The organism is Rhizobium quercicola (genome assembly GCF_021168455.1).
GTDB lineage: Bacteria > Pseudomonadota > Alphaproteobacteria > Rhizobiales > Rhizobiaceae > Ferranicluibacter > Ferranicluibacter quercicola.
In genome coordinates this window covers 116,894-139,344 of sequence record NZ_JAJOZR010000003.1, presented here as the reverse complement: position 1 = coordinate 139,344, position 22,451 = coordinate 116,894, and the positions used below count along the sequence as shown (strand labels likewise).

At 66.1% G+C, this 22,451-nt stretch carries 20 protein-coding genes and 1 pseudogene; 12 read left to right on the top strand and 9 right to left on the bottom strand.

What is annotated here, in order from left to right; translation table 11 throughout:
• Positions 1-85: 85 nt before the first annotated feature.
• From pdeM to LRX75_RS05825, 3 genes and pseudogenes are all read right to left on the bottom strand, one after another.
• Positions 86-814, bottom strand: coding sequence for a ligase-associated DNA damage response endonuclease PdeM (gene pdeM / locus LRX75_RS05835; RefSeq protein WP_231812686.1), 729 nt, complete (start codon positions 812-814; stop codon positions 86-88).
• A 95-nt stretch (positions 815-909) separates the two neighbouring features.
• Positions 910-3,438 (bottom strand): annotated as a pseudogene (locus LRX75_RS05830) (ligase-associated DNA damage response DEXH box helicase); the annotation flags it as partial.
• Positions 3,439-3,522: 84 nt separating this feature from the next.
• Positions 3,523-4,161, bottom strand: coding sequence for a YitT family protein (locus LRX75_RS05825; protein WP_231812684.1), 639 nt, complete (start codon positions 4,159-4,161; stop codon positions 3,523-3,525).
• 148 nt (positions 4,162-4,309) lie between these two features.
• Between LRX75_RS05825 and LRX75_RS05820 the strand changes: the two genes are divergently transcribed.
• A complete protein-coding gene (locus LRX75_RS05820) occupies positions 4,310-4,525 on the top strand; it encodes a hypothetical protein (RefSeq protein ID WP_231812682.1) in 216 nt (71 codons plus the stop codon).
• Between the two features lie 61 nt (positions 4,526-4,586).
• A complete protein-coding gene (locus tag LRX75_RS05815; protein WP_231812680.1) occupies positions 4,587-4,886 on the top strand; it encodes an Rmf/CrpP family protein in 300 nt (99 codons plus the stop codon).
• A 33-nt stretch (positions 4,887-4,919) separates the two neighbouring features.
• Here LRX75_RS05815 and LRX75_RS05810 read toward each other — a convergent pair whose 3' ends face one another.
• Both LRX75_RS05810 and LRX75_RS05805 read right to left on the bottom strand, forming a co-directional pair.
• Positions 4,920-5,552: a YitT family protein gene (locus tag LRX75_RS05810; RefSeq protein WP_113149225.1), complete on the bottom strand. Its 633-nt coding sequence runs from the start codon at positions 5,550-5,552 to the stop codon at positions 4,920-4,922.
• A gap of 197 nt (positions 5,553-5,749) precedes the next feature.
• Complete coding sequence (locus LRX75_RS05805) at positions 5,750-6,709, bottom strand: class I SAM-dependent methyltransferase (protein WP_231812678.1); 960 nt, start codon at positions 6,707-6,709, stop codon at positions 5,750-5,752.
• Positions 6,710-6,925: 216 nt separating this feature from the next.
• Here LRX75_RS05805 and LRX75_RS05800 point away from each other — a divergent pair, with 216 nt between their 5' ends.
• From LRX75_RS05800 to LRX75_RS05790, 3 genes are read left to right on the top strand one after another with little or no spacing between them, the layout of a single operon-like run.
• Positions 6,926-7,192 carry a DUF6460 domain-containing protein gene (locus LRX75_RS05800; RefSeq protein WP_231812676.1) on the top strand — a complete coding sequence of 89 codons (267 nt, stop codon included), beginning with the start codon at positions 6,926-6,928 and terminating at the stop codon, positions 7,190-7,192.
• A 1-nt stretch (position 7,193) separates the two neighbouring features.
• Positions 7,194-7,700 carry a CAP domain-containing protein gene (locus LRX75_RS05795; RefSeq protein WP_231812674.1) on the top strand — a complete coding sequence of 169 codons (507 nt, stop codon included), beginning with the start codon at positions 7,194-7,196 and terminating at the stop codon, positions 7,698-7,700.
• Positions 7,701-7,744: 44 nt separating this feature from the next.
• Complete coding sequence (locus tag LRX75_RS05790; RefSeq protein ID WP_231812672.1) at positions 7,745-9,115, top strand: MATE family efflux transporter; 1,371 nt, start codon at positions 7,745-7,747, stop codon at positions 9,113-9,115.
• Here the strand turns inward: LRX75_RS05790 and LRX75_RS05785 are convergent.
• Entirely contained in the window at positions 9,094-10,179 is a 1,086-nt protein-coding gene (locus LRX75_RS05785) for a quinone-dependent dihydroorotate dehydrogenase (protein WP_231812670.1), read from the bottom strand. The two genes, LRX75_RS05790 and LRX75_RS05785, sit on opposite strands and share 22 nt — an antisense overlap.
• Complete coding sequence (locus LRX75_RS05780) at positions 10,176-10,523, bottom strand: DUF952 domain-containing protein (protein ID WP_231812668.1); 348 nt, start codon at positions 10,521-10,523, stop codon at positions 10,176-10,178. Before LRX75_RS05780 ends, LRX75_RS05785 begins: the two co-directional genes overlap by 4 nt.
• Positions 10,524-10,715: 192 nt before the next feature.
• On the opposite strand from LRX75_RS05780, the gene LRX75_RS05775 reads away from it, so the two are divergent.
• The gene (locus LRX75_RS05775) at positions 10,716-11,180 is read left to right on the top strand and encodes a hypothetical protein (protein WP_231812667.1); all 465 of its coding nucleotides are present in this window, start codon (positions 10,716-10,718) and stop codon (positions 11,178-11,180) included.
• Positions 11,181-11,265: 85 nt separating this feature from the next.
• On the top strand, positions 11,266-11,913 hold the full coding sequence (locus LRX75_RS05770) for a response regulator transcription factor (protein WP_231812665.1): 648 nt from the start codon (positions 11,266-11,268) through the stop codon (positions 11,911-11,913).
• 19 nt (positions 11,914-11,932) lie between these two features.
• Here the strand turns inward: LRX75_RS05770 and LRX75_RS05765 are convergent, their stop codons facing one another.
• Positions 11,933-15,439, bottom strand: coding sequence for a hybrid sensor histidine kinase/response regulator (locus LRX75_RS05765; protein ID WP_231812663.1), 3,507 nt, complete (start codon positions 15,437-15,439; stop codon positions 11,933-11,935).
• A 211-nt stretch (positions 15,440-15,650) separates the two neighbouring features.
• Between LRX75_RS05765 and mscL the strand changes: the two genes are divergently transcribed.
• Together mscL and LRX75_RS05755 are read left to right on the top strand one after the other, a co-directional pair.
• A complete protein-coding gene (mscL, locus tag LRX75_RS05760; RefSeq protein ID WP_231812661.1) occupies positions 15,651-16,088 on the top strand; it encodes a large conductance mechanosensitive channel protein MscL in 438 nt (145 codons plus the stop codon).
• A gap of 149 nt (positions 16,089-16,237) precedes the next feature.
• Entirely contained in the window at positions 16,238-17,404 is a 1,167-nt protein-coding gene (locus LRX75_RS05755; protein ID WP_231812985.1) for a pyridoxal phosphate-dependent aminotransferase, read from the top strand.
• 70 nt (positions 17,405-17,474) lie between these two features.
• Here the strand turns inward: LRX75_RS05755 and LRX75_RS05750 are convergent, their stop codons facing one another.
• Positions 17,475-17,798 carry a chorismate mutase gene (locus tag LRX75_RS05750; protein ID WP_231812659.1) on the bottom strand — a complete coding sequence of 108 codons (324 nt, stop codon included), beginning with the start codon at positions 17,796-17,798 and terminating at the stop codon, positions 17,475-17,477.
• Positions 17,799-18,303: 505 nt separating this feature from the next.
• Here LRX75_RS05750 and LRX75_RS05745 point away from each other — a divergent pair.
• The 3 genes from LRX75_RS05745 to secD all read left to right on the top strand — a co-directional run bounded on the left by LRX75_RS05745 (position 18,304) and on the right by secD (position 22,408).
• Positions 18,304-19,182: a dimethylarginine dimethylaminohydrolase family protein gene (locus tag LRX75_RS05745; RefSeq protein WP_231812657.1), complete on the top strand. Its 879-nt coding sequence runs from the start codon at positions 18,304-18,306 to the stop codon at positions 19,180-19,182.
• Between the two features lie 137 nt (positions 19,183-19,319).
• Positions 19,320-19,784 (top strand): hypothetical protein, encoded by a 465-nt coding sequence (locus tag LRX75_RS05740; RefSeq protein ID WP_231812655.1) that lies wholly within the window; start codon positions 19,320-19,322, stop codon positions 19,782-19,784.
• Positions 19,785-19,873: 89 nt separating this feature from the next.
• Positions 19,874-22,408 (top strand): protein translocase subunit SecD, encoded by a 2,535-nt coding sequence (secD, locus tag LRX75_RS05735; RefSeq protein WP_231812653.1) that lies wholly within the window; start codon positions 19,874-19,876, stop codon positions 22,406-22,408.
• Positions 22,409-22,451 lie beyond the last annotated feature (43 nt).

The following is a 22,451-nucleotide window of genomic DNA, read 5'->3' as shown; positions in this document are numbered from 1 at the left end:
CCAAGTGTCCCTTCGCCCCGCTCGCGGGGATAAGGCGGCGGCAGCCGGATGAGGGGCGGCTCCACCCGCCGAGCACACACCCCACTCACCCCCGTAAATTTGCAAACCGCACCGAATAGATCCGGTCGCGGCCGAGCATGTGGGCGGTCAGTCTCGTCTGGTCGAACAGGCGGCAGATGGTGGGATGGGCGAGGTCCATGCCGCCGGTGGTGACGCCGAAGGCGGGCATGACGAGGCGCGTGCCGTCGGTCGCGAAACAGGCACGGCGCACGGATTTCTCGCGTCGGCGGACGATGGCGGCGGGGTGGAGGTGGCCGGCGATTTCGCCCGGGATCGCCTCGAGGCTCGGCTCGTGCCGGAAGGTGAGGCCGCCAAGCCGCAATTCGTCGAGAGAGGCGCCCGGCAGGGTCGCGGCGCCGTCCGGATCATGGTTGCCGTTGATCCAGATCCATTCGCGCCCGCGCGCCATGTCGACGATCATCTGGCGAAACATCTCCGGCATCAAAGCGGAGCCGACGCGATCGTGGAAATTGTCGCCGAGGCTGATCACGGTCTTCGGGTTGTGGCGGGCGATGATCGCCTGCAGGATCTTCAGCGTCGAGAGGGTATCGTAGGGCGGCAGCATCATGCCGCGGCGGGCGAAGGCCGAACCTTTTTCAAGGTGCAGGTCGGAGACGACGAGCACATCGTGATCCGGCAGGTGCAGGCCGCCAAGCGGATCGCAGACGACGGCGACGCCGTTGACGGCGATGCGTTCGGACAGGGCAGGGTAGGCATCGGCCGCGGTGCGGCTGGCATGGTAGAGGCGGTGCATCAGCGTCGTGTTCCCGCCGGTCGATCCACCGGCTCGTCAGAGTCTTCCGAAGGAGCCGGCGCGCCGGACCCTTGCGAGAAGCCCGGCATGTCGGCGTGTTCGCCCATCGCCTCGAAGATCAGCTCGTCGGCAGCTTCCGCCAGCAGCGCGTCCGGTGCCTGGCCCGGCACGGATTCCCGGCCGATTTCCAGCATGATCGGAACGGCAAGCGGCGAAACCTTTTCGAGCGGCCGGTGGACGATGTGGCTCTTGATTCGCACCAGCATATCGCCAAGCCGCCCGATATCCAAAAGCCCTGTTGCCGCATCGTTGCGTGTCGCCTCAAGCAGGATGTGGTCCGGTTCGTGGCTGCGCAGAACGTCGTAGATGAGATCGCTGGAGACCGTGACCTGCCGCCCGGTCTTCTCCTTGCCGGGGTGTCGCGGCTCGATGAGCCCGGCGATGATGGCGCAGTTGCGGAAGGTGCGCTTGAGCAGATAGCTCTCGTCGAGCCACGCCTCCAGATCGTCGCCCAGCATGTCCTCGTCGAAGAGGTCGGCCAGAGAGGGATGGCCGGCCTGAAACGCCTGCGTCATATCCTCCATGCACCAGATCGCCAGCGAGTAATCCGTGGCGACGAAGCCCATCGGGTTCAGCCCCGCCCGGTCGAGCCGCCGCGTCAGCAGCATGCCGAGCGTCTGGTGGGCAAGCCGCCCCTCGAAGGCGTAAGTGACCATGAAATAGCGGTTGCCATAGGGAAAGGTCTCGATCAGCAGCTCGTCCTGGCGCGGCAGCATGGAGAGGTCGCGCTGGATCGCCAGCCAGTCGCGCACCTGCTCCGGCAGGTCGGCATGCGCTTCGGGATCGGCGAGCATCCGGCGCACCTGGGCCGCGAGATAGGTCGAGAGCGGAAACTTGCCGCCGGCATAGGAGGGGATCTTCGGGTCGAGCTTGTAGCCCTGCGTCACCAGACACTCGTTCTCATGGATGCCCTCGAAGCGGATGACCTTGCCGCCGAACAGGAAGGTATCGCCCGGCGACAGCATCTCCAGAAAGAACTCCTCCACCTTGCCGAGCGACAGGCCGCCACGCCCCATGCGCGCCTTGCTGGCCATCTTGCCGACCAGCCGCACGTTCAGCGTCGGCGATTCGATGATGGTGCCGATGTTCAGCCGGTACTGCTGCGCGACCTTGCCGTTGGACACGCGCCACAGCCCGTCCTCCGTCTTGCGGATGCGGGCATAGCGCTCGTAGGTGCGCAGCGCATAGCCGCCCGTCGCCACGAAATCGATGATGCGCTCGAAGGTCTCCCATGTCAGTTCGGCATAGGGCGACGCGCTGGTGATCTCGTCGTAGAGTGCGAGCGGATCGAACGGCGCGGCGCAGGCCATGCCGAGCACATGCTGGGCGAGCACGTCGAGCGCGCCGCGGCCGACCGGCGGCGTGTCCTGCGCCCCGAGATAGTTGGCATCGAGCGCCGCCTGGCACTCCATCACCTCGAAACGGTTCGCCGGCACGAGGATCGCCTGGCTCGGCTCGTCCATGCGGTGGTTGGAGCGGCCGATGCGCTGGGCGAGACGGCTCGCCCCCTTCGGCGCGCCCACATGGATGACGAGATCCACATCGCCCCAGTCGATGCCGAGATCGAGCGTCGAGGTGGCGACCACGGCGCGCAGGCGGTTTTCCGCCATGGCCGCCTCGACCTTGCGTCGCTGCCCGACATCCAGCGAGCCGTGATGCAGGGCGATCGGCAGGTTGTCGTCGTTGATGGTCCAGAGCGCCTGGAACAGCCGTTCCGCCTGGTTGCGCGTGTTGACGAAGAGGAGGGCGGTGCGGTGCCGCTTGATCGCCTCGTAGACCTCCGGCATGGCATAGCTTGCCGTATGCCCGGACCAGGGCACGCGAACCTCGCTGGCGAGAATGGAGATGTCGGGCTTCGCCCCGCCCGAAACCGTGATGACGCCCGCGCATTCCGCCCGATCCGGCACTTGCGCCACCAGCCAGCGCTGCAGGTCCATGGGGTCGGCGACCGTGGCGGAGAGGCCGATGGTCTTCAGTCCGGGCGCAAGCCGCCGCAGCCGCGCAAGCCCGAGGGCGAGCAGATGCCCGCGCTTGGAGGTGACCAGCGAGTGCAGCTCGTCGAAGATGACATATTCCAGATGTTTGAAGAAGCGCTCGGCCTCGCCGTTGGCGATCAGCAGGGCGACCTGCTCCGGCGTGGTGAGGAGAATATCCGGCGGATCGAGCTTCTGGCGCTGGCGCTTGGATTGCGGCGTGTCGCCCGTGCGGTTCTCCACCCGGATCGGCAGCCCCATCTCGCCGACGGGCGTCATCAGGTTGCGCTCGATATCGACCGCCAGCGCCTTCAGCGGCGAGATATAGAGGGTGTGGATGCCGTGAAATCCGGTGCCGGGCGGGATCCGGCCACGCTCGGTAAGCGACACCAGCGAAGGCAGGAAGCCCGCGAGCGTCTTGCCGGCCCCGGTCGGCGCGATCAGCAGCATGCTCTCCCCACCGCGAATCCGCGCGAGCAGATCGAGCTGATGCGCACGCGGCTGCCAGCCCTTGCGCGAGAACCAGCGCAGGAACGGTTCTGGCAGAGCGAAGGCCGGCGATGCGGGCTGAACGGACGGGATCTGTTTCACGGGTACGAATGTAGAACGCCGACCCGGCTCTTTCCAGAGATCGGCGTCGTTGAAACCGGCCAAATCTGCAAACGGCCTTGGCCGTCAGAACGCGATGTAGCGGTCCTTGCGATGGTTCACGGCGATGGTGAGGTTGAGGACCAGCGCGCCGAGCACGGAGCAGAGGATGATGAAGGGGCTGGCCAGAAAGACGGCGAAGGCGAGGATCACGGCGTCGAAGCCGAGCTGCACGAGGCCCGCCCGGAAACCGAAGCGATCCTGAATATAGACCGCGAGGATGCCGATGCCGCCAAGGCTCGCCCGGTGCCGGAACAGCGCCAGCATGCCGGCACCGATGGCCAGACCGCCGAACAGGCCCCCCACCAGCGGATCGACCCGCGCGAGACCAAGCTGCGCCGGCACGACTTCGGACAGGAGCGCCGTCAGCGCGATCGCCGCAAAGGTCTTCAGCGTGAAGCCCATCCCCAGTCGGCGATAGGCGAGATAGGCGAACGGCAGGTTGATGGCGAAGAAGCAGGCGCCGAAGGACAGCCCCGTCGCATAATGCAGCAGGAAGGCCGCGCCGGCCGTGCCGCCCGTGAACAGGCCGGCACCCTGCAGCAGCGCCACGCCAAGCACGGCCAGCATGCTGCCGGCCACGATGCCCTGTGCGTCTTCCAGAAGCGAATGCCGCTCCGCCCGCGAATGGATCAGCGCCGTAAAAGCTCCTCTGACGGCCGTCATGTCCTGCCTCTCTGCTGTGTCACGAAGAGGCATACGGCTTTGCAACGGAAACGGAAAGGTGTCGAGCCGCTTAAGGAACCATCGATTTGGCCGCTCGTTTCTTCTCGTTGACAGAAAGCGATGTTCGCGAAGACGAAAGGATGGCATCATGGACGACAAAGATACGGCACCGGCCGGCGACAAGATCCTGCAGGAGCCCGCCGAGGGCGATCGCGCGACGATCGACCGCGAACTGAAACGCAAGGACGGCGGCAATGTCGCGCATCATGATACCGACAAGGATCGCGATGCCGATATGCACGACACCGTGCGCAAGGCCATGGACGAGGCGGCACCACAAACGGGTGTGCGACCGGGCCCGTGACGCAGTCATTTATTTCATGTTTTCCTGATAGAAGAGGATCAACAGGAGTAGGAGACAGGAGATGACCTTCATCGTGCCGGGACAGACAGGAGAAAGCACCACCACGCGGACCGCCGATGCGCCCGCACCGGTTCTTGCCGCCTTGCGCAGCATTCAGGCGCGGCTGGAGCGGGACACGCCCCCGCCGTCCGACGACCGCGGCGAAGCCGAGCCGGTGCTGACGCCGGAGGAGGCGGCGCGGCTGCGATGCGAGGGCCGAAACGCCGCCTTCGAAGGCATGGCGCTCAGATCCTGCCCCTATGCCGCCTCCAGCCGCGCGAAGCGCGACGCCTGGATCGAAGGCTTCAACACGATGAAGTGAGGCCCGCCGGACGCCGGTTCGGCGCCGCTCGACCTAGAGGGCGATGTAGCGGTCGGACCGGTGGTTGATCGTCACGAAGAGGTTGAGCGCCACGGCGCCCAGCACCGAGTAGAAGACGACCGAGGGAAGGGTGACGAAGAAGGCTGCGGTGAGCACGCAGAGATCGATCGCGAGCTGCACGAGACCGGCGCGGATGCCGAAACGTTCCTGCAGATAGATCCCGAGAATGCCCACGCCGCCAAGGCTGGCGCGGTGTCGATAGAGCGCCAGAAGGCCATAGCCGAGCAGCAGCCCGCCGAGAAGCGCGGCCCAGGCCGGGTGGATGCTCGAAATCACGAAGAAGCGCGACTGCATGTCGGCGATGACGGATGTCAGGCCGATGGCGATGAATGTTTTTATGGTGAAGGCCCATCCCAGCCGCTTCAGCGAGAGATAGAAGAACGGCAGGTTGAGCAGGAAGAAGGCCAGCCCGAAATTCACGTCCAGCGCGTAGTGCAGCAGAAAGGCGATGCCGGCCGTGCTGCCGGTGAGAAGTCCGGCACTGGCCAGAATGTAGAGCCCCAGCGCCGAGACGACACTGCCGGTGAAGACACCCTGCACATCCTCGATCGGCGTATGGCGAGCCGCATTGGTATTCCAGAAGCCGAGGGCCGAAATCAAGGACATGGCATTCGCTCCGAAAAGGCGGTGAGGTCGGTATCGACAGGCGTAGGGCCCGAGAGGGTCAGAAAATGCGCGTGTTTCCAGGTCGGCGCATGCGGCCGACGCCTTGGAAGCACCGATATCATCGGGCTTTCGCAATGCTTTGCAAGGCAAATACGTAAGGTATGCTGACCTATTTCAACTTCGCAATAAAGCGTCGTTCAGAGGCTCTGGCGCGAAAGAAACAGAATGCCGGCGATGTCCTGCGCGCCATCTTTGCGAATGGTCGCGCGCGTCACATCCAGCACGTCGAGCCCGGCCGTCTCACAGAGGCTGCGGACATAGGCCTCCGTATGCGCATAGCGCAGCGAGGGACGCAGGAGAAAGCCCTCGGCAGCGCCGTTTGCCGTACCGTCCTGCGCGTCCTCGACGGAGAAGGCAAAGAGCCCTTTCGCCGTCAACAGATGCGGGACGAGGGCAAAGACCGAGACGAGATCGCCGAGATACATCAGCACGTCGGCGGCTGCCGCGAGATCCGCGCGCCCGCGGGGACGATCCGGGGCGATCAGGCCGGACGTGTCGAGAGGCCGGGAGAGATCGGCTTCCCCGAGATGGTCGTAGAGATGCTTCTCGTCCGCCTTGGCCAGCATGTTGGCGGAGAGGTCGTAGCCCTCCAGCATGCCGACCCGATGCCGGATCTGCGCACCGAAGAGGCCGGTGCCGCAGCCAAGGTCGATGGCGCGCTCAAGCATCGCTCCGCCCGTGAATCGCTCCACCATCCCCGCCAGCCGTGCGGGCACCGTATATCCCAGCCGCTCCACCAGAGCCGTGTCGAACCGGTCGGCATAGTCGTCGAAGAGCCGCGCGACATAGACGCTGGGCGCCTGGGCCGGCACATCGCCGCCGCCGAGGACGGCGCGTTTCAGGCGGGCGCCGAAAATGTCGTCCGGGTTGAGGTCGAGCACGCGGCCAAGCGATGAAACGGCTGCGTCGCGTTCTCCGGCCTTCTCCTCGTGTTCGGCCAAGCGAAACCAGCCGGCCGCCCAGTCGGGCACCCGCTCCAGCGCCTGGCGCATCAGGTCCGCCGCTTCCGCATGATCGCCGCTTGCCGCCAGCATCTGCGCATATTCGGCACGCCGGTCGGCAATGAGGTCGCCGGAGGACAGTTGATGCGGGTTCATGGCGAAGCTCCTGTGCCGGATGCCGGATGCCGGATGCCGGATGACGAGCACATAGGCTGTCGCCGGAAGCCTGAAAAGGGAATTCGCGCGCGAGGTTCCGCACGCCGCGATTCCGCCCACAATCCTTGCGACAGGAGGCCGTGATCGCTACATGCTGCGGCAGCGACGTTGGAGCCCGGCAGCTGCGCGCGGGACAGCCCAGGGAGACGGATGGACATGGCGGATGGTGTGAACAGGTTTCTTGGCGATACGCCCGGCCGGGTCATCGTGAAGCTCTTGGTCCTGTCGCTGGTCGTCGGTTTCCTCATGACCGTGTTCGGCTGGACGCCCTACGGCATCTTCCGCGGCATCCGCGATTTCTTCGTCGATCTCTGGTACACCGGCTTCGCTGCGCTGGGCGATGTCGGCGAATATCTGCTGATCGGTGCCGCGGTGGTCATCCCGGTCTTCATCGTGCTCAGGCTTCTCAGTTTCCGTCGGTAACATGCTCGCTTCCTCCGCGCAGAACCGCCGCACCTTTCTCAAGGCGGCGGCCGCCCTCCCGCTGGCCGGTCTGGCCGGCTGCAACACCACCGCCGTGCTGGCGCCGCCCGGCGACGGCAGCGACCAGACCGAAGCGACGCTCGGCCTGATCAACGGCCTGCGCAAGGAGCGTGGCCTCGGCCCGCTTTCGCGCGATCCGGCAGCCGCGAGCGCCGCTCTTTCGCAGGCCGGCCGCATGGCGAAAGCCGGCAAGATGGCGCATCTGATCGGCATCACCGACAGTTTCGGCGGTCGCATGAAGAGCCAGTCGGTGGCGCTTCCCGCAGCCGAAAACATCGCGGTCGGGCAGGCGGACGCGCAAAAGGCCTATCTCGCCTGGCTGAACTCGCCGAAACATCTCGAAAACATGCTCGGACCCGGCTATTCAGGTCTGGGCGTTGCCGTCATGCGCAACCCCGCTTCCGGCAACCGGCCCTATTGGGCGATGGTGCTGTCCTCCGGCACCTGAGGGGCAGGGGGAAACGCCGCTGCATGACGTCGGGAGACGCACACATGCAGGCAGGCAGCATCGATCGTGACGGAAGTGGCCTCGACCGGCAAGGGGCGGGCGCCTTTCATGTCACCAACCGGCTCATTCTCTCCATCGCCGTGCCCATGACGCTCGGCTTCCTCACGACGCCGCTTCTCGGCCTCGTCGATACCGCCGTCATCGGCCGGCTCGGCGACGCCACGCTGCTTGCGGGCCTCGCCGTCGGGGCCGTCGTCTTCGACCTCATCTTCGTCACCTTCAATTTCCTGCGCTCGGCGACGACCGGGCTCGTGGCGCAGGCCTATGGCCGCGGCGACCGGCGCGAGGAGCAGACGGTCTTCTGGCGCTCGATGATCATCGCGCTGACCGCCGGCGTCGCGACCATTGCTGTGTCGCCGCTCCTCCTCTGGGCAGGGCTGACGCTGCTGGATCCCGGCGAAGCGGTGGCCGCGGTCACGCGCACCTATTTCCTCTGGCGCATCCTCGCCGCCCCCGCATCGCTCGCCAATTACGCCATCCTCGGCTATGTGCTCGGGCGGGGCCAGGCGACGCTCGGCCTCCTGCTGCAGACGCTGATCAACGGCGTCAATATTGTCCTGTCGATCACGCTCGGGCTTTACCTCGGCTGGGGCGTGGCCGGTGTCGCCATCGCCACGCTGACCGGCGAACTGGTGGGTGCCCTCGTCGGCTTCGCGATCGTCGTTTCCCGCTTCGACCCCACGGCGCGGCCCGCCTGGCGCGAGATCGCCGAGCGCGCGGGTCTGACGCGGCTCTTCGCGCTCAACCGCGACATCATGATCCGCTCCTTCGTGCTGCTCGCGGTCTTTCTGGTGATGACGCGGGTCGGCACTGCCTTCGGTCCGGTCACACTGGCGGCAAATGCCGTGCTGATGACGATCTTCCTCGTGGCCGGCTACTATCTCGATGGCCTTGCCAACGCAGCCGAACAGCTGATCGGACGTGCCATCGGCGCGGCCTATCGCCCGGCCTTCGAACGCACGCTGAAGATGACGGCCCTCTGGTCCTTCGGGCTCGCGACGCTGACCACCCTCGGCTTCTTCCTGTTCGGAAACGCTCTCGTCGATCTCCTGACCACGGCACCGGATGTCCGCGCCGTCGCTTACGGCTACACGCCCTGGGCGGCACTGACGGCGATGACGGGCGCGCTCGCCTTCCTCATGGATGGCGTCTTCATCGGCGCGACGTGGTCGCGCGACATGCGCAACATGATGCTGGCGGCGTTCGCGATCTATGTCGCAGCGCTCTGCGCCCTCGTGCCGGTCTTCGGCAATCACGGGCTCTGGGCGGCGCTGAACCTGTTCCTGCTCTGCCGGGGCCTGTTGCTTTGGTCGCGCGTGCCCCGGCGGGCGGCTCAGACCTTCGCGGCCCAGTAGTCGGTTCGGGAATCCCGGATATCGCGAATCGCCGAAAGCCCCTCGCGGTCGCAGAGGCGCGACAGGCCGCGCACGATCCGGCCGGGCAATGCCGGACCTTCGTAGATCATGCCGGAATAAAGCTGGACGAGATCGGCGCCCGCCCGGATCTTCTCCGCCGCCGTCTCGGCCGAATGGATGCCGCCGACGCCGATGATCGGCAGATCGGGGCCGACGCGCTGGCGCATCTTCGCGAGCACGACGGTCGAAGGGTCGAACAGCGGCTTGCCGGAGAGGCCGCCGGCCTCGGCCGCTTGCGACGTGTCGCTCAGCCCGGCGCGCGAAAGCGTCGTGTTAGACACGATCAGCCCGTCGAGCGGATGGGCGAGCGCTTCGGCGGCGATATCGTCCAGACCTTCGTCGGTAAGATCCGGCGCGATCTTCAGGAACACCGGCAGCTTGCGTTTCAGCTTGCGCGCCTCGATATCCCGCGCCTCCAGCACCGCCGTCAGCAGCGCCGACAGGCTTCCGCGCGCCTGCAGGTCGCGCAGGCCGGGCGTGTTGGGGGAGGAGATGTTGGCGGTGAAGTAGCGGGCAACGGGCGCAAAGCAGCGAATGCCGAGCACATAATCGTTCACCCGGTCGGTGCTGTCTTTGTTGGCGCCGATGTTGACGCCGATCAGCGGGTCGGCCCGGCAGGCCTTCAGGCGTTCGAGCGCCGCGGCATGGCCCTCATTGTTGAAGCCCAGCCGGTTGATGACCCCCTCGTCTCGCACAAGCCGGAAGATGCGCGGCCGGTCGTTGCCCGCCTGCGGGCGCGGCGTCACGGTGCCGATTTCGGTGAAGCCGAAGCCGAGGCGCAGCAGCGCTTCCGGCACCTCGGCGTTCTTGTCGTAGCCGGCGGCCATGCCGACCGGGTTGGGAAAGCTGATGCCGGCCACCGACTGGCGCAGCCGCGGATCGGCCGGCGCGGCATGCGACGGCACGAGGCCGGACCGCAGGGCCTTGATGGAAAGCCCATGGGCCGTTTCCGGATCGGCGAGGAACAGCGCGCGTCGCGCCAGCGCTTCCAGATTGACCCTCATGCGCGAAGCTCCGGAAAAACATGGGTCCCGTCCGGCGACAGCGGCAAGGGTTGCTCCGACATCACGGCCGTCAGGGGAAGCGGGCCATAGAGATGGGGAAACAGCGCCCCGCCCCGCGACGCCTCGTAGACGAGCGCTTCGCCCAGCGCCTCGCCGTCGATGGCGACCAGCAGCAGATCGTCCTGCCCGGCAAAATGCCGCTGCGCGGTTTCCCGCACCTGTTCTCCGGTCGAAAAGTGAATGAAGCCGTCGGCAAGATCGACCGGCGCGCCATCGAACGTTCCGCCGGCCTGCGCGTTTCGCCACAGCGTCGATGGCACGATTTTGTAGATGATGCCGGACATGGTGCTCGCTCCTCGTCTTTCTGGTTCGTCCCACGGCGTCAGGCGGGCTTCTCGGTCCGCGACGCGCGATGGAACGGGGCAGGCCCTGATGCCGTGGACTTGCCGCAAAGCGCCGTAAAAGTCCACCATCTGTGTAAGACGCATGTCATGTGACGCGCCCGAACGACAACGACCCAAGGGAGATTTGCCGCCATGCCCAACCGTCGCCTTCCACCCCGCAGAGTGTCTCTCGCCCTCGTCGCGCTGCTGGCGGGTGTCGGTCCCGCCCTCGCGCAGGAGCCGGCACCGGGGCGCTACAGCATGCAGAAGACCGATACCGGCATCGCGCGGCTGGACACACAGACCGGCGAGGTGACGCTCTGCCAGGAAAAGGCCGGCGATCTCGTCTGCCGCATGGCCGCCGATGAGCGGACGGCCTACGATCTGGAACTCGATCTTCTCGAAAAGCGGGTGGAGGCGCTGGAAAAAGCGGGGAAGGACGCGACGTCGGGCGTCTCGCCGCGCCTGCCGACGCAGGAAGACATTGACCAGACCATGGGCATTATGGATAGAATGATACGCAGCTTCATGGGGATCGCCAGGGATTTCGGGCGCGAGTGGCAGGGAGAAGAGACCCCGCCGGCGCCTGAGCCTGACGGCGATCTCCGCAAGACGTGATCAGGGGCATCCTCTGGAGCGTCAGGACATGAAGCCGGCCGCCGGGTTGGAGGACCCGACGCCCGGTCGCTCGAGGAGGAGCATCATGGCAATGGGAATGACCATCATCGTTGCAGACGATCACCCGCTCTTTCGCGGGGCGATGCGTCAGGCGCTTGCCGCCATGCCGGGTGCGCCCGATATCGTCGAGGCCGGGGACTTCGCTGCCGTGCGCGAGGCCGCCGCCCGCCATCCGGACGCCGATCTCCTGATGCTCGATCTTACCATGCCGGGTATCAGCGGCTTTTCCGGCCTGATCGTCCTGCGCACCGAATTCCCCTCGCTGCCCATCCTCATCGTTTCCGCGCATGACGAGCCCGCGACCATCACCCGCGCGATCGATCTCGGCGCCTGCGGCTTCCTGTCGAAATCGGCCGGTATCGAGGACATCCGCCGCGCGATCGACACGGTGATTGCCGGACATCTCTACACGCCGGACGGTTTCCGGCGCGGCATGAGCCACGAGCCCGATGTGGCCGATCTCATTCAGCGGCTGAACACGCTGACGCCGCAGCAGTCCCGCGTTCTGGCCATGCTGGCGGAAGGCCTTCTCAACAAGCAGATTGCCTATGAACTCGGCGTGTCCGAGGCGACCATCAAGGCGCATGTCTCGGCCATCCTCCTCAAGCTCAACGTCGACAGCCGCACGCAGGCCGTCATACAGCTCGGCAAGGTCACGGCCGTCGCTGCGTAACCACGCCGTCATGGCGTGATCACTCGGCCGCGGCTTTGGGCAAGGAGGCCGAGCGCGTCAGCCAGGCCCGCAGCGCGGCCGGCCGCACCGGCTTGTTCTGCAGCGCGATCCCGTCGCGCTCGGCCGCCGTCCGGACCTCCACAGAACGGTCCGCCGTGATCAGCAGCGCCGGCATCGCGCGGCCGAACGCCGTGCGGATGTCGCGGATGGCGTCGATTCCGGTGGTATGATCGAGATGGTAATCGGCAATGATCGTTTCCGGCACGTCGCTGGTATCGTCCGCAAGCCACGCCTGCGCCGAAGCCGCGGTCATCACGCGGCATCCCCAGCTCTCCAGAAGGCTGCGCATGCCGTCCAGAATTCGTGGCTCGTTGTCGATGCAGAGCACGGCAAGCCCGTTCATCGGCGCGGCAGGGCCGGAGGCCGCGAGATCCGCGACGGCCCCCACTGTCCGCACCGTGCCCGTCTCGATCGGCAGCGTCACCCGGAACCGCGTGCCCTTGCCGGGCACCGACTGCAGATCGACGCCGTGATGCAGGACGCGCGAGATGCGATCGACGATCGAGAGCCCCAGGCCCAGCCCGGAGGCCGTCCGCGCACCTTCCTCCAGTCGCGCGAACTCCTTGAACACCGTGCGGAATTTTGAGGCGGGAATGCCGATGCCGGAATCGATGACCTCGATCACCGCCTCCGCGCCGCGGCGCCGCACACCCACCAGCACCCGGCCGCTCGGCGTGTATTTCACGGCGTTCGACACGAGGTTCTGCACCAGCCGGCGCAGCAGGTTCGGGTCGGTGCGAACACTCAGCGAGGTCGGCATGACGGTGAGCGTCAGGCCGCTCGCCTTGGCGACGGGTGCAAAATCCGTCTCGATCCGCCGCAGGAAATCATCGAGCGGCACGGTCTGCAGCCGTGCCTTCATCGCCCCCGTATCGAGCCGGGAAATATCGAGCACGGCACCGAGAATGGCTTCGACGGACTCGAGCGAGGAGTCGATGTTCTGGACGAGAAGCCGGTTCTCGGAGGCGCCGAGCCGCTCGACCAGCGAGGAGGAATAGAGCCGCGCGGCGTTCAGCGGTTGCAGGATATCGTGGCCGGCCGCGGCGAAGAAGCGCGTCTTGCCGTTGTTGGCCTCTTCGGCCGCGGCGCGCGCCTCCGCCACCTCGCGGTTCACCCGCGTCAGCTCCGCCGTGCGCTCGGCCACGCGCGCCTCCAGCGTTTCGTTCGCCTGCAAGAGCGCCATGTCGGCCGCCACCCGTTGGGTGATGTCGGTATAGGTCGTCACCAGACCCTTGTCCGGCATCGCATTGCTGCGCACCTCGATGATCCGCTCGCCACCCGAAAGGACCAGCTGGAACGGCTTGTCGAGGACGAGAAAGCTCGTCAGCAAAGCGGGTTCGCCGTCGCGCACCCGGTCGCCGCGCTGCGTCAGGATCGCGACGATCTCCGACAGTGGAAAGCCTACCTGTCCCGACGCTTCCGGCAGGTCGAGCAACTGCCGGAAGCGCCGGTTCCAGATGATCAGGTGGTTGGAGCTGTCGAAGACGGCGATGCCCTGGTCCATCTGCGAGAGTGCCGTCTGCAGCATGTCCTGATTGTACTGCAGGGCTTCGCTGGCCTGATCGAGCAGGATGGCGGTATCCGGCGAGGTGTCGTCGAGCCGTTGCAGGACGAGCGACAGCACGAGACGGGCCGAGGACGAGCCGATGGCGCTGCCGAGAATCTGCTCGGAGAAATGGATGAGCGCCATGTCGGCCGGCTGCCCGTCGTCGAGCCGCCGCCCGCTCTTCCTCGCATAGGTCTCGAAGGACCGCTGCATCCGTTCCTCGCCGAGATAGCGCGCGATGGTGCTTTTCAGGTCGAGCACCGTGATCTTGGTCTTGCGCCCGCGAAAGGCGCGTTCCGTGCGCGACGCCCGCCGGATGAACAGCCCGGCCTGCAGCCGCTCCAGCGGTTTCGGGGTGCGCGACAGCGAGAAGAGCACATAGGCCATGCTGTTGAAGAGCAGGCTGAGCGCCGTGGCGTTCACCAGCGGATCGGCGGTCTGCGCGGTGAACATCTCGGCAAAGGGAAACAGGAAACCGAGAATGGTCGCGGCGACCTGCGAATTGTCGGGACCGCCGAGGCTCGGCAGGAACAGCAGATAGGCCCAGACGAAGAAACCGATCGTCATGCCGGCAATGGCGCCGCGCGCATTCGCCTGCCGCCAGACGAGCCCGCCGAACATGGCCGGCGCCATCTGGGCGATCGCCGCGAAGGACAGGAGGCCGAGCGAGGCGAGACCGGCGCTCATGTCGGCCGCCCGGTAGTAGCCGTAGCCGAGCAGCAGCACCGCGAAGATCGCCATCCGGCGGACGTTGAGCAGGGTGGCGCCGACATCCTTCGAGCGCCCGCGCCCGGTCAGGTTCCGCCGCAGGAAGACCGGCATGACGATGTCGTTGGACAACATGATCGACAGCGCGACGGAGGCGACGATGACCATGGCGGTGGCGGCCGAGAAGCCGCCGATGAAGGCGACGAGCGTCAGAACCGGCAGATCGTGCGACAGCGGCAGCGTCAGCAGGTAGAGATCGGCAACGCCGTTCCCCTGGAACGTCAGCATGCCGGCAATGGCGACCGGCAGCACGAAGAGATTGATGCCGATCAGGTAGAGCGGAAACAGGATGCCCGCCATCCGCAGCTCGCCCGGTGTGCGGTTTTCCACCACCGTCACGTGGAACTGCCGCGGCAGCATGATGATGGCGATGGCCGAGAGGAGGGTAAGCACGATCCACCGTGCCATCGGCGTCCGGTAGGTCAGGGCCTCCATCACGGCGCTGTTTTCCCCGGCGCGGACCAGCATGTCGGCGGGACCGTCGAACAGGAAGAAGACGACGTAGAGCCCGACGGTGACCAGTGCCACGAGCTTGACGACCGATTCCATGGCGATGGCGAGGATCAGCCCGTCCTGATGCTCCGTCGCATCCGTGTGGCGCGTGCCGAAGACGATGGCAAAGCAGGCGAGAAACAGCGTGACGAGAAGCGGCAGGTCGATGAATGCCGTTCCGCTGTCGAGCCCGTAGGGCCGCGTATCGACCAGCACAGCCATCGAACTCGACACGGCTTTGAGCTGCAGGGCGATGTAGGGAATGGCGCCGACCAGCGAGATCAGCGCGACGATGCCGGCGACCGTCGGGTTCTTGCCATAGCGCGCCGCCATGAAGTCGGCGACCGATGTCAGCTTCTGCGACTTGGCGAGCGTGGTGATGCGGCGGATGATCGGCAGGCCCACGGTGAACATGAGGATCGGCCCGATATAGATGCCGGTGAATTCCAGCCCCCGCTCGGCCGCAAGGCCGATGCCGCCGAAATAGGTCCAGCTCGTGCAGTAGATCGCCAGGCTGAAGGCATAGACGAGCGGCCGCCCGCGCGCGGCCAGGCCGCCGGACGCGGCCTTGCGCGCCTTCCGGTCGCCGTAGGTGGCGACGGCAAACAGCAGCAGCAGATAGGTGAATGCGGCCGCGAAGACGACCGTGCCGGATAGCATGGGTTCCTCCCTCTGCCGCGTCCCTCGCGTCGAGCATAGGCCAAAGGCACGCTCAAGAGAATTGCCCCGGCTTTCGTCTTAAGTCGAAGTCCGGTTACCAACGAGGAGACGGATCACGAAAGCGTGCAGGCCCCACTTTTCTTTCCCGCGTAAGGCGATAGGTTGCATATCGGGGTCCGGCAAGTCCGGTGCGCGTCAAAGGAGAGTTGGGATGTTGAACGAATTCAAGCAATTTATTGCCCGCGGCAACGTGATGGATCTGGCCGTCGGCGTGATCATCGGTGCGGCCTTCAGCAAGATCGTCGACAGCGTCGTCAACGATCTGGTGATGCCGATCGTCGGCGCGCTCACGGGCGGCGGCTTCGATTTCTCCAACTACTTCCTTGTGCTCAGCGGCAATGTGACGGCGACGACGCTGGCGCAGGCGCGCGAGCAGGGCGCCATCTTCGCCTACGGCAATTTCATCACCGTGTTCATCAACTTCCTCATCCTCGCGTGGATCATCTTCATGATGATCAAGGCTGTGAACAAGCTGCGCGCCTCCGTCGAGCGCGACAAGCGCGAGGGCAAGGAAGAGCAGGCTCCGCCGCCGGCAGACGTCCAGCTCCTGACGGAAATCCGCGATCTGCTGCGCGCACCGCGCGTCTGAGGCGACACATCACGAAAATCGATCGGACGGCCAGCGTTTATCGCGTGATCGTCCGATCGAAAGGGTCTAGGACGTCCGGGTCGTCGTCAACCGGACCGCAGCCAGCCATGTCGTCATCCTCCATCTCCCCATCCTCCGATCCTGCTTCGATGGACGCCGCGTCCGGCCTCAGCACCCGGGCGCTCGCCGCACCGCAGAGCGTCATCGTCGAGGTCGTGAACTATGCGCGCGGTCGCGACGGTCTCATTCCGCTCTGGGTGGGCGAGGGCGACCTGCCGACGCCGGACTTCATCTCGCAGGCGGCGCGGGCATCGCTGACGGCGGGGGAGACCTTCTACACCTGGCAGCGCGGCATCCCCGAGCTTCGCCAGGCGATCGTGCGCTACTACGACCGTCATTTCAACAAGACGCTCGGAATGGACAATGTCTTCGTCACCGGCTCCGGCATGCAGTCGATCAAGCTGTCGGTCGAGGCCGTGGCGTCTCCGGGCGATGAGCTTCTCTATCTCACGCCGGCCTGGCCGAATTTCGCGGCCTCCGCCGAGCTTTCCGGCGCCCGCGCCGTCGGCGTGCCCCTGTCGTTCACGAACGGCAAGTGGCAGCTGGATCTCGGTCGCATCGAGGCGGCGATCACGCCGCGCACCCGGGCGATCTTCGTCAACACGCCCTCGAACCCGACCGGCTGGACGGCAACGCGGGCCGATCTCGTCGCCCTTCTGGACCTCGCCCGCCGCCATGGTCTGTGGATCATCGCCGACGAAATCTACGCGCTCTACTTCTATGCCGATGCCCGCGCGCCCTCCTTCCTCGACGTGATGGAGGATGAGGACCGGATCATTTTCGTCAATTCCTTTTCCAAGAACTGGTCGATGACCGGCTGGCGGGCAGGGTGGATCGTCGCCCCGGCGGAGATCGGCCAGGCGCTCGAAAACCTCATCCAGTATTCCACCTCCGGCGTTGCGCCGTTCATCCAGGCCGGCGCCTGCGCAGCCCTCGATCACGGCGACGAATTCACCCGGCAGAACGTCGTCAAGGCGACGATGTCGCGCGACATTCTCTGCGATGCGCTGATCGCGACGAACCGCGTGGAGACGCTCCGCCCGGACGGTGCCATCTACGCCTTCCTGAAGATCGACGGCATCACCGACGTGCGTGCGGCAGCGCTCGATATCGTCGATCGCACGCTGGTCGGCCTTGCGCCCGGCACGGCGTTCGGCGCCGGCGGTGCCGGCTTCATGCGCGCCTGCTTCCTGCGGGACCCGCTTCACATCCGCACAGCGGCCGACAGGCTCGCGAGCTATATCGCCGCGCTCTGATCGTCGACGGCCGACATCGCAGACAGACCATCCGGCAAACCATCGTTCGCCGGCTCTGTCCATGGCGCGTTCAGGTGCCCGGTGTGGTGTCCCGCGGCGCGAGAATCTCTTCCTCCCGTACGATGCTATGGCGAATCAGCTGCGCCCAGATCGCATCGTAGAAAGCGGGATCGAGGCCGAGATCGGCGGCGTGGCGGCGGACATTGGCGCGGACCTCATCGACGCGGCTCGGAATGTCGGCGGGGAGGCCGGCCTTCGTCTTGATCTCGCCCGCCCGGCCGATATAGCTCCAGCGTTCTGCCAGAAGCCGCATGAGGGTCTCGTCGAGCCGGTCGATCTCCGTCCGGATATCGGCCATCGATTGGCATTCCGCCGCCGTCTTCATCGCTGCCATCCTTCTCGCCATTGTCCCGAACGCCCGTCGCGGCCGTCACGCATGTCGCCCGACACGCGAATCGAGGCAAGGGGAAAATGATCCGGTCATGATGCAGGACGGGCATCGATGAGGAAATGGCAGGGGGATTGCCGGCGGGCGGATCGGGGATCCGCATGGGTTGCGGACATGCAGGATGCCGTATGCCCGCCGGCATGGGAAAGGAGATATCGTCCCAATCTTGAGCCAGGCTGCAGCCTGACCGCGGAAGGGCGAGCGGATGGAAATGTGGCGATCGGTCAAATTGTCCGGAAACGCTTAAGCCGATGCTGACGGGCCGGTGGCTAAGGTCGGCCCGTCGGCACCGTGCGTGCGGTGTCGCCTGATTGACTGTCCCGATTTGAAGCCGCAGGATCGTCCCGTCCTGCGGCCTTTTTCGTGGCCCTTGTCGCCGTCGCAGGCCTGCCTATGATGCGCTTCCGATGCAGGACAGGCCGCTGGGTGCTTCGTTCGGACAGGAGAGATCATGGCGGAATTCGGCGTTCGGGATATGTCGGCCCCCCTCAGGCGCGTCCTCATGCGCCGTCCGGCGAAAAGCCTGATGGCTGCCGATGCCGCCTTGTGGCATTACGGCGCGACTTTCGACGCTGAAAAAGCCATCGGTCAATATGACGGCGTTGCGCGCCTCGTGGAGCAATCCGGCGCCGAGATCCTCTGGATCGAGGACAGAGGCGATGGTCTTGCCGATGCGATGTTCACGCAGGATCCGCTGTTGATGACGCCACACGGGGCGGTTCTGCTGCGGCCGGGCAAGGTCGAGCGGCGCAAGGAGGTCGCGCTCCACGAAGCGGCCTGCAAGAAGGCGGGCATTCCGATTCTCGGCCGTATCGACGGCATCGGCACGGTCGAGGGCGGCGACCTCGTCTGGCTGGATGCGGAAACGCTGCTCATCGGCCGCGGCTTGCGCACCAATGACGAGGGCATCGCCCAGCTGGCGACGATCCTCGCCGCGCAAGGTGTCGATGCCCTCAGCTACGACCTGCCGCTCTGGAACGGCGACGATGCCTGCTTCCACCTGTCCTCGATCGTCAGCCCCCTGCGGCGCGATCTGGCGCTGGTCTTCGCGCCGCTTCTTCCCGTCGCGCTCTACCAGATCCTGCAGGAATGGGGCATCAGCCTCATCGAGGCGCCCGCCGACGAATTCCATGCAAGCAACGGCGTCAGTCTGCAGGTCCTCGCGCTGAAGCCGGGCGAACTGGTGATGCTGTCGGGCTATCCGAAAACGCAAGGAGCGCTGGAGGCGGCCGGCTGCACGGTGCGGACCTTCGAGGGCGACGCCCTCTGCGTGCCATGCGAAGGCGGCCCGACCGGGCTGGTCTGCCCGCTCCTGCGCAGCGCCGGCTGAGCTTGCCGTATCCATGGAGAGAGCGTGATTTGACTTTGCCTGCCGGGAATGGTTGTAAAGCCGGCATCGACGAAGCGTTTCGGCGCGACCAGAAGAGACGGAGCGCTCCGACGCGGTCCGCAGGGAAGGACAGGCCTGTGACCGACGGGATCGGCAGAGCGAGCCGCCGCCAGCAATGGCGCCGGGCAGCGTGGGGAGCCTCGACGCGGCTTCTGGCGCTGCTGTGGCTGTTTGCCGCCGTGCTGGCGATGCCGCTCGTCGCGTCCGCCCAGATCGTCGCGTCGGGAACCGGCGCATTCCTCCGGCCGGGCGACGTCTCCGACCGCGAGAACCGGGACGGCCGCGCGGCCGATACCGCGCTCTCCCGCCAGGCCCTGCGGGCGGCCCAGCCGGCCGATATCCGCTTCACGGCCGAGCGCGTGGACGCAAAGCCCGTTCCCGGCGGTGCCGATCCGTTTCTCCTTCCGGCCTTCCTGGCGCCAGTCCGTCTTCACCCCGCCACCGTCACGGCTGCCCCAGGCCGCAGCCATCGTCTCCACGGCGGTGTGTCCGAGGCAGCCGAAGCCCGGGCGCCGCCGGTTCGCAGGCCGTTCGGCCGCTGACGCGCCGGCGCTTCGCGCGTCATACCCTTTGCCTTCACGACCCGCCGCACCCGTCAGGGGTTCCGGGCGGACGATATTGGAAACCCTTCATGCGCACATCGAAATGGGCCATTCTGGCCTATGTCGCGATCACCCTCTTCGGGATCCTCGCGGCGCTTCCCAACGTTCTCTCGGTGGAAACGCAGCAGCGTTACGCCGCTTACCTCCCGGTCAAGCCGGTTACCCTCGGTCTCGACCTCAAGGGCGGCTCCCACCTCGTGCTCGAAGTCGATGCCGCCGGTCTGCGGCAGGCCCGGCTGAACACGCTTCTGGATGATATCCGCGGCGTGCTGCGCACGGAGCGCGTGCCCGTTTCCTCCGCCCGCATCGCCGGCGACGCCATCGTCGTCACGATCGCCGATGCGGACGCCCGCGACCGCGTGACCCCGAAGATCAACGCGCTCGCCGCGCCGGCAAGCCCGCTCGGCTTCGGCTCCTCGTCCTCCGATATCAACGTCACCAGCGCCGACGCCGCCATCACGGTTCGCCTGACCCAGGCCGGTCTCGACGAACGCATGACGGCCGCCGTCGACCAGAGCCTCGAGATCATCCGCCGCCGCGTCGACCAGGTCGGCGTTGCCGAACCGCTCATCCAGCGCGTCGGCTCGGACCGCATCCTCGTCCAGCTGCCCGGTCTGCAGGACCCGACGCGCCTGCGCCAGCTTCTCGGCTCCACCGCCCAGATGAGCTTCCACATGGTCGATCAGACGGTCGATCCGAACGGCGTTGCACCGCGCGGCGTCGATATCCTCGTGGGCGCCAACGATCCGGCGAAATATGCCGTGGAGACCCGCGTCGCCATTTCCGGCGAGCGTCTTGCCGACGCCAAGGCCGGCTTCAACCAGCAGACCAACGAGCCGATCGTCTCCTTCTCCTTCGACGCACAGGGCGCACGCCAGTTCGCGGAAATCACCCGCGACAATGTCGGCAAGCCCTTCGCCATCGTGCTCGACGGCAAGGTGCTGACGGCGCCCGTCATCCGCGAGCCCATCCTCGGCGGGCAGGGCCAGATCTCGGGCAACTTCACCGCCCAGGAAGCCACCGTCCTCTCCGCGCTCCTGCGGTCCGGCGCCCTGCCGGCGCCACTTACCATCATCGAGGAACGCTCCGTCGGCCCGAACCTCGGCTCCGACTCGATCCGCATGGGCATCTTCACCGGCATCGCCGGCTTCATCCTCGTCGTCACGCTCATGGTCGTGCTCTACGGCTCCTGGGGCATGATCGCCAATATCGGCCTGCTGCTGCACACGATCCTCACGATCGGCGTTCTCGGCATGCTCGGCTCGACGCTGACGCTGCCCGGCATCGCCGGTATCATCCTCGGCATCGGCATGGCCGTCGACGCCAACATCCTGATCAATGCCCGTATCCGGGAAGAAACCGCAGCCGGTGCCGGTGCCATGAAGGCGCTCGATGTCGGCTTCAACAAGGCCTATGCCACGATCATCGACAGCAACGTCACGACGCTGTCCGGCACCGTGCTGCTGTTTGCCTTCGGTTCCGGCCCGGTTCGCGGCTTCGCCGTGACCATGATGCTCGGCATCGTCATCTCCATGTTCACCTCCATCACCGTCGTCCGCCTGATGATGCGCGAAGTGGTGGTGCGCCGGAAAATGAAGAAGCTGGAAATTCCCTCGCTTTTCGGCAAGGTCCGGCATCTCCCGCATTTCTCCTTCATGCGCGGCCGCTACATCGCCATCGCGACGTCGGCGTTCCTGTCGATCAGTTCGGTCATCCTGTTCTTCACGCCGGGCCTGAACTACGGCATCGACTTCGTCGGCGGTATTCAGGTGGAAACGACGTCGAAGACGACGCTCGACCTGCCCAAGCTGCGCGAAAACCTCGAAGGCCTGAACCTCGGCGAAGTCGCCCTGCAGGAATTCGGCCAGGGCACGTCCGTCCTCATCCGCGTCCAGCGCCAGCCGGGCGGGGAGCAGGAACAGACGGTGGCGCTGAACGCCATCAAGGGCGCCGTTGCCAGCACCATCCCGGATGCCTCTTTCGAGCGTACGGAAGTGGTCGGCCCGACGATCAGTGCGGAGCTTGCCCGTTCCGGCTTCCTGGCCGTGTCGCTCGCCATGCTCGCCATCCTGATCTACATCTGGTGGCGCTTCGAATGGCACTTCGCGGTGGGCGCCATCGCGGTTCTGCTGCTCGACATTACGAAGACCATCGGCTTCTTCGCGCTGACGGGGATCGACTTCAACCTCACGGCCATCGCCGCCGTGCTGACGATGATCGGCTACTCCGTCAACGACAAGGTCGTGGTCTACGACCGCATGCGAGAAAACCTGCGCAAGTACAAGTCGATGCCGTTCTCCGAGTTGATCGACATGTCGATCAACCAGGTGATCGCACGATGCATCTTCACCTCCATGGCGACGGCTTTCTCTCTGGTCCCCATGGCCATCTGGGGCGGCGATGCGGTGAAGAGCTTCGCCTGGCCGATGATCTTCGGCGTGATCGTCGCGACCACGTCCTCGATCTATATCGGCGGCCCGATCCTCCTGTTCCTCAGCCGCTGGTGGAAGGACCGGGAAACGGCCCGCGCGGCCGGCGTCCCGGGAGAGCCGGTCAAAGGCTGACGCCTGTCCGGCCGGAGCGGGTGCGCTTCGGCCCGGCATCGCA